Below are 11,178 nucleotides of genomic sequence, written 5' to 3' on the forward strand. Positions count from 1 at the left end.
TTATTTATAAAAATAGAGTAAAATCCTTACTCAGACAAGGAGATAACAAGTTTGCGATAGGCTCCTGGCGTAATTCCTTCATATTTTTTAAAGGACTTAATTAGGGCACTGTCACTGATAAATCCGGTTTTTGCAGCAATTTCTTCAATGGTCAGATTGGTTTCTCGTAGGAAGTTTTTAGCATAAGATAATCTGACATGGTAGAGATAATCCAACAGGCTGATATTCTTCTGCATACGAAACAGCTTGGAAAGATAGGATGGGGAGATATGTAACTTATCAGCAATGGTGCTGTTATTCAGGTTGATATCCATATAGCAGTTATGGATTAGTTCCTCAGCCTCATCACATATGGTAAGTTGCTCCTTGTGCTCCTCGTTGTATTTTTTTAGTTCGGTTAACGTGGTTTTTAAGTTTTCCTGAAATTCTATAAAAGTGTCCGCGTAAATCAAGTCATGCACAAAATTATGCTGTTTTTCCAGTTCAACAGCACCAATCTCATAAATTATTTTATTGACTGTATTAATTAAATCATATTTGAAACATTCAATTACATTAAGAGAAGAAGTATGGTCTATCATGGAATTATTAATCATTTCTTTCAGGATATCGTCTATATTGGCTTCGCTATTTTCCTTTACGTAATGAATTAGGATCATGGAGTTTTTTGAATTAAAGGAATTATTATAAGTAAAGCGTTTGTTTGAAATATCTGCGTAAGGAATTAAACTGCCTTTTCCTAATAGATAACGATATTCCATTGCTTGAAATGCCTGTTTGTAAGCAATGTTTAGATTACGGATTCCTTCTACCGGACCACCCATTGATAGGGTTGACAGAATATGAAAGTGCTTGTTTATAAAATTCTGAAAGGAGTGTCCAATTTCCAGAGTATCTTCTTGTTTTTTAGCCTGTGTTATATTGGGAGCATAATTTAACACTACAGCAAAAATGTCAGGTTGTAGTTTGAGTATAAATCCCCGGTGATATTTTCCACAAAGCTCTGATAAGATATTTTCTACCAGAAAGGATAAGATGAGTTGGGCTTGACTGCTCTCTACGGAACCTATGATTTCTTCATTTACTGAATCAATATTTACTAATAGAATATTGAAAGATTCTGACAGGAAATGTTGTCTGATCAATTCAGTTTCCTGCTCCAAATACTTATTATTTACAAGGGTTCCCTGTATGGCGTGGAGCATAAAGTCTTCGAAGAGATTATTCGTATTATTTTTAATGCGACTGCTAAGCAGATCATTTTCCAGAAACGTATTTACAAGGGTATCCTTGATAAAATCTAGTTCATTTTTATTTTCAATCTCATATGAAAAATCCGATTTGTTGCGGATAGTATGCAGAATGGAAACAATGGGAGAGTAATTTCGTTGTGCCAGCAACCAGGCTAAAACAGTACTGACTGCCATACTTAAAATAATGCTGACTGCACTAATGGTGCGCATTACAGTTAGTCTTTCCCAAAAGGTTTTACTGGAGATCAAGGAAACATAGGTACAATTTAATACTTTTGAGGGAAATATGTGAATAATATATTCTTCTCCGTTAATGGTATCCCGATATATATTGCTCGAGTTCCCTTTATAGAGATTTAGATCTAATGCAACATCCTCTGACCCAGAGGATAGTAATAATGTATTGTTATTATTATAAATCAAAATAGAACCTTCATTTTGGTTCATTACGTTTTGAATTAAATTTTTAAGGAGTTCCGGTTTTAAAATCAATACTGCACTTGCATCACCCTCTTTTTTTAAATTGGAATAGTTCATGGATAGTACTACTCCAAGAAAGGGCGTGTTTTCATATTTACCTAAGGAAACCAAATGTGGGACAAGCGTATTGGGCGTAATGGCTTCTATAAATTGATCATAGTTATCTTCGAATTTTGTGAAATTCCCATTGTTGGAGCGATAGTAGGTATTATAGTAATCCTTGCTTGTAAAGCAGGATTTTTCAGCGGAGATGATGCGGTCTGATTTACGAAAATAAACAAAGACGTCCGAGAAGTCATCCTTGGGAAAATCCTCCAAATACTTTTTTGTTTCATAAATTTCAAAGCCAGTTGATTTTTGGGAAGCAGAAGAAAGGGTAATTTGTTTTCGTATGGCACCGTTGGTGAGAATTTGAGAATTCTTCTCTACCATATTGCCTAATTTCATATCAAGAATATTAACAAACTGGTTCAAGTGATTGGCATTGGAGGTAAGAATCTCTTCATGTATGATCTTTTGAGCATTGGAATACAGAATAATGATCGCGGTAAAGGGGATAAGAAGTACAATAAGATAAGAACATAAAAAACGCAGGAAATAACTCTTACGTTTGAAAAAACGATTGGTCATTAATTGCTTCATTACGCAATTCTCCTTTTCTATAACTGTTTTCATTAATTATATGAAATGTGTTGTGTAAGGTCAATAAAATAAGGCTGATATTTGTGGGTTTTTAGAAAGTAACAACTCATTTTCATTTTAGACAACTGTAATTTATATAATAAGCAGGCGTTTATGATAATGAGTTATTTACATGTTGCATCATTTTGTTTAGAGTGAGGATATAGCTCACAAACACTCATTGCAGCCATTCATTACACAGCAATTTCCATAAAGTCTGGGGCCTTGCTGCAAGGAGAGAAAAAGCTCTGAGCAATTAATAATTTAAAAGGAGGAACTATTTATGAAGAAAGCAAAACAAAATAGCATTATTGCTCTTGCTTTATCAGTCGCGATGATGGCCGGAAGTGTGGGGTGTTCGACGGATAAGTCTGCAACGTCAGTAAAAACGGATAATAATCCAGCGCAGACCTCAGAAGAGGGATCGACCAATAAAGCAACAAGTGAGGTTCAGGAAGGATATCCTGTTAAAACCGACCAGAAGCTTTCCGTATGGTCATCTATCATGGCGCCACAAAAATCTTATACCAGTTATACAGAATCACCTTTCCATACCGGACTTGCAAAAAAAACGGGAATTGAGGTAGAATGGGCATTTCCAACAACTGGTACTGATCCAGCACAGGCTTTTAATTTAATGATGGCCGGTGATAAACTACCGGATATTATTATTTACAACATTGCCAATGATGCAGATCAATATGTGTATGAAGGCATTATTAGAGATCTCACCGATCTGTTACCTACTAAAGCACCAAATTACTGGAAATACCTTCAGGAAAATCCCTATTATGATAAGTCTGTAAGATCAGATGCAGGAAAATATTATGGATTTGGAAGCTTTCGTGAAAGTGAGTGGAATGCCGCCTATACTGGTCCGGTTATTCGAAAAGACTGGCTGGAGGAATGCGGCTTAAAGGAACCGGTGACCATTCAAGACTGGGATACGGTAATTCGTACTTTTAATCAGAAATACGGTGCTAAATTCTCTTTTGCCATAACAAGAATGAATCCAGGTCTTGCAGGGACGTTTGGAGCTTCCGGTTCTTTTGCAAAATGGCCAGACGAATTATTCTATCTTGATAATGATAATAAAGTACAGTTTTCTATGGCAACCGACGGATGGAAAAATTATATGAGCCAGTTAAACAAATGGTATCAGGATGGACTCATTGACACCGATGCCCTGACTATTGATGATGCGGGGATGCGGACCAAAGCACTCAATAATCAAGTGGGTATTTCAGTTACCAGTATGGGGCAGTTGACAAACTGGCTGTCAGATGCAAGCAGCTCTAATTCCAGTGCAAAATGGGAAGGAATCGCTTATCCTGTTATTAAACCGGGTGATGTCGTAATGAAAACACAGATGGAAGATACCTTCCGTCCTTGTGTTGCAGCAATTACCACCAGTTGCCCGGAGGATAAGATAGATCTTGCTTTAAAATGGTTAGATTATTTATTTTCACCAGAAGGAATTCTATATTCCAATTTCGGTACGGAGGGCGATACCTATACCTTGATCAATGGAGTTCCTAACTATACAGATAAGATATTAGAAGCTCCAGATGGAACAAATGAGGCATTGGATAAGTATACTTGTGCACAATGGTCTAATATTGGAATTCAGATGACAGAATTAGTAAAACAAAAAAACAATCCTACCGCTGTTAAATCTGTAGATTCCTGGTTAAATAACCAAGAATCAAAGAAGCATATTTTCCCCGCAGGTGTGACCAGAACAACGGAAGAAAGCAGTGAGGCTACCGGAATCACCAATGCCATTCAAACCTATGTTCAAGAAATGTCACTAAAGTTCATGACGGGAGAAGAACCACTGGAAAATTATGATAAATATGTAAAATCTCTTAATGATATGGGACTTTCCAAACTATTGGAAATTCAGCAGGCAGCATATGAAAGATTTTTAGAGAGATAGTTTCATGCAGAATGAGACAAAGGGTATGGTGAAAAAGCTGTACCCTTTCATTACAAAAGGAGTAATTACATGGCAAAACTTTTTTCTTCGACGAGATCCTCTGTATTGGCAAAGGATTTAAAACGAAATAAATATAAATACCTCATCGTACTCCCGGTTATTATTTATTTAATTATTTTCTCATATAAGCCAATGTATGGAGTCATTATTGCATTTCAAAATTATAAGCCTTTTCTGGGGATATCAGGTAGTAAATGGGTTGGTCTTGATAACTTTATTACTTTTTTTCGTGATATTTATTTTATCCGGCTGTTAAGAAATACGCTCTCCATTAGTTTCCTCAGTATTTTATTCGGATTTCCAGCACCAATACTATTGGCTCTATTATTAAATGAAATAAGAAGTAACAGGTTTAAAAGAACCGTACAGACCATTTCCTATATGCCTTATTTTATTTCTATTGTTGTAGTATGCGGTCTGTTGAAAACATTTTGTCAAACGGATGGAGTTTTCAATGATTTAATTGTTGCCTTTGGTGGGGAGCGTAGCAATTTACTTTCGGTCAAAGAAAACTTCTATCCAATATACATTTTGTCAGGTATATGGCAATCAGTCGGATGGGATTCAATTATCTATTTGGCAGCACTTACTAGTATCGATCAGGAGCAGTACGAAGCAGCAAAAGTGGATGGAGCAGGTCGATTAAAACAAATGATTTTTATCACATTACCAGGTTTAATGCCTACTATAACCGTTTTGTTTATCTTAAGAATGGGCGGGATTTTGAATGTGGGATACGAAAAAATCTTGCTAATGTATCAGCCTTTGACTTATGGAGTTTCCGATGTCATATCCACCTACGTATACCGAAAAGGGATCATCGAAGCCAATTATAGTTTTAGTACGGCGGTTGGATTGTTTAATTCTGCTGTGAATATCTTTTTTCTCTTGATTACCAATCAATTGAGTAAAAAAGTGAATGACACCAGCATCTTTTAAAAAGAAAGGAGTTTTTATGAAAGTGAAACAAAGCAAAGGAGATTTGATTTTTACGATATGCAATACGGTATTTATGATATTTTTAATCTTGATAACAGCTTATCCGATGTATTATGTATTGTGTGCTTCCTTCAGTAATAATACGGCACTGGTAGCACATCCAGGTATTACCCTGTGGCCCAAAGGTTTCACAACGGGGGCGTATCAATTGGCTTTTCGCCATCCACTGATCTTAAGTGGTTTTAAAAATAGTATCTTGATTCTTTTGTTTGGTTTACCCATTAATATAATTTTGACTTTATTTGGGGCTTATTTTCTTGCTTCGAAAAACATGCTCTTTAAAAAAGTAATTGCATTTTTCATGATGTTTACCATGTTTTTTAGCGGCGGTTTGATTCCAATGTATCTAAACCAGCGTTCCCTCGGCTTATATAACAATCTGGCAGCTTTGATCATACCCGGTGCCGTTAACATGTTTAACGTCATTATTTGTAAAACAGCCATTGAGAATATACCGGACAGCTTAATAGAATCTGCTTACATAGATGGCGCCAATGACATTATCGTTTTATTTCGTATCATAGCACCACTCATCATGCCATCCATCGCGGTAGTGCTTTTATACTATGCGGTAGGTCATTGGAATAATTGGTTTTCTGCTTCTATTTTTATAGAAAACAATAAATTGTTACCAATTCAAAATATACTCCGGTCCATGTTGATCATGAATCAGGAGGCATTGGGAGGAGGCCAACTATCTAGTAGCGGTGATAAATTTGATAGCTACGCAGAGACCATTAAATATGCAGCGATTATTATAACTACAATTCCGATTCTTTGCATCTATCCGTTTTTACAGAGATTTTTTGTAAAGGGAATTGCTGTAGGAGCAGTCAAAGGATAATGACGATAAGTTAAAAGTTGTTTAAAGGATATGAAGGAAAGAATGGAGGAAGTGTAAATGAGAGAAGAAGTCCATATATCTATGGAGGATAAGAAATGGATCGAAGAAAGCTGGCAGGCAATTCAAGATAAAATAGAACGGGTATCTAAGCGAACCAAGCAGATGATTCCCTATACAACAGATAGCAAAGGCAGATATCAGGATATTTTCAAAGAGATACCGGCCATGTGGACGAATGGTTTTTGGGCTGGAACCATGTGGTTGATGTATCAGGAAACGAGACAGGAGTCTTATAAAGAAGATGCGTTGGCTATGGAGGTTATGTTGGATGATGCTCTCTATCTAAAAAATGGTCTGATGGAAAATTTGGATCATGATGTGGGGTTTCTTTGGCATCTTTCAGGTGTAGCAGAATACCGTATCACCGGGAATCCAGATGGACACAGAAGAGGTATCATTGCTTCTAATTATCTCATGGCACGGTTTAACCCCAAAGGGGGTTTTATAACAGCATGGAATTCGAAGGAAAGAGAAGGCTGGTCCATCATCGATACAATGATGAATTTACCACTACTCTACTGGGCTTTTAAAGAGACGGGAATGCAAAGATATCGCGACGTAGCCATTGCACATGCCCAGAAAACGATGCAGTATTTGATTCGACCGGATGGTTCTAGTGCACATATTGCGGTATACAATGTGGAAACAGGGGAATTTATAGAGTATAAAGCGGGGCAGGGCGCACACGAAGATTCTTCATGGACAAGGGGACAAGGTTGGGCAATCTATGGCTTTGCTTTGAGTTACCGCTACACAAAAAATCCTGAGTATTTACATACAGCTAAAAAAGTTGCGCATTATTATTTGGCCTCTTATGAAGACTATAACCGGATTCCCCCCAGTGACTTTCGCGGAGATCAAAATAAAAAATTAATGGACACCACTTCGGCAGTGATTGCAGCAAACGGTCTTATTGAGATTTCCAATTATGTGAGCGAAAGTGAAAAACGGTTCTATTATAATGCGGCACTATCTTTATTAAAGGATATGATAGAAAATTACTGCGATTTCAGTGACCAATCCGATGCAATCCTTCAAAAAAGCTCAGAACGGTATACGGACGAAAAAGAAATGACCATCATCTATGGAGACTTTTTCTTACTAGAAGCAGTTTTAAAACTGAAAGGTTCGGAGTTTTCCATCTGGTAAAAGAGCCTGTCAGAGAGAGGATATTGTCTTTATGAACATGATAAAAGAAAGAATTGGTAAATTATTGGAGGATATAAGTATTTGTATTTATCCTCAAAAGAAGAAAATAACGGAATATAGCGTATGCAGAGTGGAAAGCGGATTAATAGATATCCAAACTATTGATCCAGCAATCTTTCAACCGTTTGATATAAGGCAAGGCTGGGGAGGCAATGGGGAGTATTTCTTGTTTGCGACCACCATAATAATTCCTGAAGATTTTAACGATAGAACGGTGATCTATCGTTTGAGCACTGGGCTGGAAGGACAGTGGGATGCTGTCAATCCCCAGTTTCGTGTATATGTGAACGGGTACTTAAAACAGGGGCTGGATGTTAATCACAGGGAGGTGCTGCTAACTGGCAATGCTGTAGCGGGAGAAGAATATACGCTTCTTTTGCTAGCGTTTACGGGTGAGGAAAAGTATTTTATCCAGTTGGATTCTGAGATTTGTATCTTAGATAAAAGAACACAACAATATTATTATGATGTACTGGTACCTTATCAAACCGTTTGCTTGCTAGATGAAAAAGAAAAGACAGCAGTGGAGACGCTAAAGGCATTAAATGAATCCCTTAACTTGCTGGATTTACGAAGAAGCGGCACAAAAGAATATTATGATAGTTTAAAAAAGGCACAAGGATTTATAAATAGCCAATTTTACGATAAATTATGTGGAAAACAGGAAGAAGGTCTCGTATATTGTGTCGGTCATACCCATATCGACTGCGCTTGGTTATGGACCACTGCAATCACAAAGGATAAGGTGATTCGTAGCTTTTCTACGGTTATTGAGCTGATGAAACGATATCCGGAATATCGTTTTATGTCCAGTCAGCCTCTTTTATATCAATATGTTAAAGAATACGCCCCTGATTTGTATCGACAGATCAAAGCAAGAATAGAGGAAGGTAGATGGGAACCGGACGGAGGCATGTATGTAGAGGCAGATTGTAATCTGATTTCCGGAGAATCTATGGCACGACAGTTTTTATATGGACAAAAGTTTTTTCAAGAGGAATTTGATAAGGTAAGCAAAGTGCTTTGGCTTCCAGATGTATTTGGTTATTCGCCAGCATTACCGCAAATTATGAAAAAATGCGGGATTGAATATTTTATGACTACAAAATTAAATTGGAATGAAACGAATCAGTTTCCATATGATACCTTTATATGGGAAGGAATGGATGGAAGTAAAATTCTATCGCACCTGATTCCCACCAAAGACTATAAAAAGATGCCAAATGAAGGCAACTTTGAGCCGGAATATTTTACGACTTATAATGGAGTACTGAATCCTTCTCAGGTGAAAGGTGCCTGGCACAGATATGGACAAAAGGAGCTGGGAGAAAAGGTTTTAATGGCATATGGATTTGGAGATGGAGGCGGAGGACCGACACCGGAAATGCTAGAACATCAAAGACGTCTGCAAAAAGGAATTCCTGGATGCCCTACAACGATTCAGAGTGGGGTGATGGAGTTTTTTACTGCACTTAGGAAAGAGGTAGAAGACAACCAAAAGTATTTACATAAGTGGTCAGGGGAATTGTATTTTGAAAATCATAGAGGTACTTACACCTCGATGGGGATTGTTAAAAAATTAAACCGAAAAGCAGAATTCTTACTTGCGAAAGTAGAATATCTTTCTACTATGAATTATGCTTTGAATAAAATAGAATATCCGAAAAAACAGCTCGAAGAAGCATGGCTTTTGTTGCTTAAAAATCAGTTTCATGATATCATTCCAGGTTCCTCGATTTATGAAGTATATGAAGAGACGCTACAGGATTATGAAGAATTGTTCCGTTCCACGAAGGATTTGGAAGAAAAAGCGCTGCAAACGATCGTGCAGAATATTTATTCACCAGCCGGCTCTTACGTGTTTTTCAATCCAAATGGTTTTCCAGCTGATGGCAGGATTGAAATAGAAAATGTGCAGGGGAAAGAAGTTTACGAAGTCACTAACATTCCTCCCAAAGGGTATCTTGCGGTGATTAAAGAAGAATTGCATCCGATGGATAAGAATGTATGGATAAAAGAGAATAGCATGGAAAATCCGTATCTGGTGTTAGAATGGAATAAGAAAGGTCAAATTATCAGGCTGTATGATAAGAGGACTGCCAGGAACTTAATTCGAAAAGGGGAAGCAGCCAATGTCTTAATGACATACGAAGACAGACCCCATTGTTACGATGCATGGAACATTAATCACTATTATAAAGAGAAGGCGTGGGAGATAGATGATATACAATCAATCACAGTTGTGGAAGATAATGGGTATACGGCCAGCATTAGAATTTCTAGAAGGTATTTAGATTCCACCATAGAGCAGTATATTACCATGTATTCCAATAAAGCCAGAATCGATATACGCAATGTCATTGACTGGAAAGAGCATAATATTTTATTACGGGCACTGTTTCCAGTGGATATTCATGCCAATGAGGCTACCTACGATGTTGCATTTGGCAATATTAAGCGCCCAGCTAATTTTAATACCTCGTGGGATCGTGCAAAATTTGAAGTATGTGCTCATAAATGGATGGACTTTTCGGAAGGAAATTACGGTATCAGTATCTTAAATGATGGGAAATATGGATGTGATGTACACGATGGGGTACTTGGTCTTACCTTGCTTAAATCGGCAATTTATCCCAATCCTATGGCGGATAAGCAAGTGCATGAGTTTACATATTCCCTGCTTCCACATATTGGAAGTCTCAATGAGTCAGAAACTGTAAAAGAGGCCTATTTGCTGAATAATCCCGTATTTGTTCAAAAAAAAGAAAAAGAATCTGGACTATTACTAAATCGTTATTCTTTTGTCTCTTCTGATGCAGAAAATATCATGATAGAAACCATTAAGAAAGCGGAAATTACCGACGACCAAGTCATTCTTCGATTCTATGAATTTCAAAACAAAAGGCAGATCGTCACGTTGACATTTGCTCACGAGATAATAGAAGCATCTGAATGTGATATGCTGGAAAGAGAAGAAAGAGAGCTTCTTTGTCAGGGCAATCAACTACAACTTTATGTAGGATGTTATGAAGTGAAAACGATAAAAGTTAAACTTTTATTTGCGTTTAATTAATTATGAAACAGTTACTTCAAATAAGCTTCCATCTGAGAACTCGTTTCGTAGTATTTAATTTGTATTTGTGTCCGTAGTGTTATAATAAAGTAGATTGATATTTACTTTTGCTATTATAGTATGATTCGAAACTTCTTTATGAAACATTTGGTTGAGTAGAAGTTCCAGCATAATTTAATACATACGACGAGGTCGTCAAAGGGGAATTAAGATGAATTTTAAGAAGATAACAGAATATTTGGATTCATTGGAGGCGGAGGGAATCCCTTCCGTAGATTGTATTATTTATAAGAATCATGAGCAGGTTTATCGCCATTTCAAGGGTTTTTCTGACTGTGCTAAAACAAAAAGAATGCAGGGGAATGAACGATACTTGATGTTTTCTTGTACAAAACTCATAACCATGACAGCAGCTCTTCAGTTGGTGGAAAAGAATTTGCTTGATTTAGATAAACCGGTATCTGATTATTTACCGGCATATAAAAACTTAAAAGTAAAAACAGGAGATCAGGTTGTGCCGGCTAAAAAGACGATGTTGGTAAGACATTTGCTCTCTATGCAGTCGGGGCTTGACTATAAT

The 11,178-nt window shown here is 37.0% G+C and carries 7 protein-coding genes; 6 read left to right on the forward strand and 1 reads right to left on the reverse strand.

What is annotated here, in order from left to right; all coding sequences use genetic code 11:
* Positions 1-26: 26 nt before the first annotated feature.
* Positions 27-2,375 carry a helix-turn-helix transcriptional regulator gene (locus RT269_RS11175; protein WP_313182637.1) on the reverse strand — a complete coding sequence of 783 codons (2,349 nt, stop codon included), beginning with the start codon at positions 2,373-2,375 and terminating at the stop codon, positions 27-29.
* Between the two features lie 322 nt (positions 2,376-2,697).
* Between RT269_RS11175 and RT269_RS11180 the strand changes: the two genes are divergently transcribed.
* The 6 genes from RT269_RS11180 to RT269_RS11205 all read left to right on the forward strand — a co-directional run.
* Positions 2,698-4,353 (forward strand): hypothetical protein, encoded by a 1,656-nt coding sequence (locus RT269_RS11180; RefSeq protein ID WP_313182639.1) that lies wholly within the window; start codon positions 2,698-2,700, stop codon positions 4,351-4,353.
* A 69-nt stretch (positions 4,354-4,422) separates the two neighbouring features.
* On the forward strand, positions 4,423-5,352 hold the full coding sequence (locus RT269_RS11185) for an ABC transporter permease (RefSeq protein WP_313182641.1): 930 nt from the start codon (positions 4,423-4,425) through the stop codon (positions 5,350-5,352).
* Positions 5,353-5,368: 16 nt separating this feature from the next.
* Entirely contained in the window at positions 5,369-6,256 is an 888-nt protein-coding gene (locus tag RT269_RS11190) for a carbohydrate ABC transporter permease (RefSeq protein WP_313182642.1), read from the forward strand.
* A gap of 57 nt (positions 6,257-6,313) precedes the next feature.
* On the forward strand, positions 6,314-7,465 hold the full coding sequence (locus RT269_RS11195) for a glycoside hydrolase family 88 protein (RefSeq protein WP_313182644.1): 1,152 nt from the start codon (positions 6,314-6,316) through the stop codon (positions 7,463-7,465).
* 31 nt (positions 7,466-7,496) lie between these two features.
* Positions 7,497-10,598: an alpha-mannosidase gene (locus tag RT269_RS11200; RefSeq protein ID WP_313182646.1), complete on the forward strand. Its 3,102-nt coding sequence runs from the start codon at positions 7,497-7,499 to the stop codon at positions 10,596-10,598.
* 211 nt (positions 10,599-10,809) lie between these two features.
* The coding region (locus tag RT269_RS11205; RefSeq protein ID WP_313182647.1) for a serine hydrolase domain-containing protein at positions 10,810-11,178 on the forward strand (369 nt) is incomplete at its 3' end.

Source organism: Lacrimispora sp. (assembly GCF_032078915.1).
GTDB lineage: Bacteria > Bacillota > Clostridia > Lachnospirales > Lachnospiraceae > Lacrimispora.

Excerpts from the sequence above, each read along its gene's own strand:
- RT269_RS11195 (WP_313182644.1), top strand. The coding sequence starts at position 6,314 with ATGAGAGAAGAAGTCCATATATCTATGGAGGATAAGAAATGGATCGAA.
- RT269_RS11185 (WP_313182641.1), top strand. The coding sequence starts at position 4,423 with ATGGCAAAACTTTTTTCTTCGACGAGATCCTCTGTATTGGCAAAGGAT.
- RT269_RS11200 (WP_313182646.1), top strand. The coding sequence starts at position 7,497 with ATGAACATGATAAAAGAAAGAATTGGTAAATTATTGGAGGATATAAGT.
- RT269_RS11190 (WP_313182642.1), top strand. The coding sequence starts at position 5,369 with ATGAAAGTGAAACAAAGCAAAGGAGATTTGATTTTTACGATATGCAAT.
- RT269_RS11180 (WP_313182639.1), top strand. The coding sequence starts at position 2,698 with ATGAAGAAAGCAAAACAAAATAGCATTATTGCTCTTGCTTTATCAGTC.
- RT269_RS11175 (WP_313182637.1), bottom strand. The coding sequence starts at position 2,375 with ATGAAGCAATTAATGACCAATCGTTTTTTCAAACGTAAGAGTTATTTC.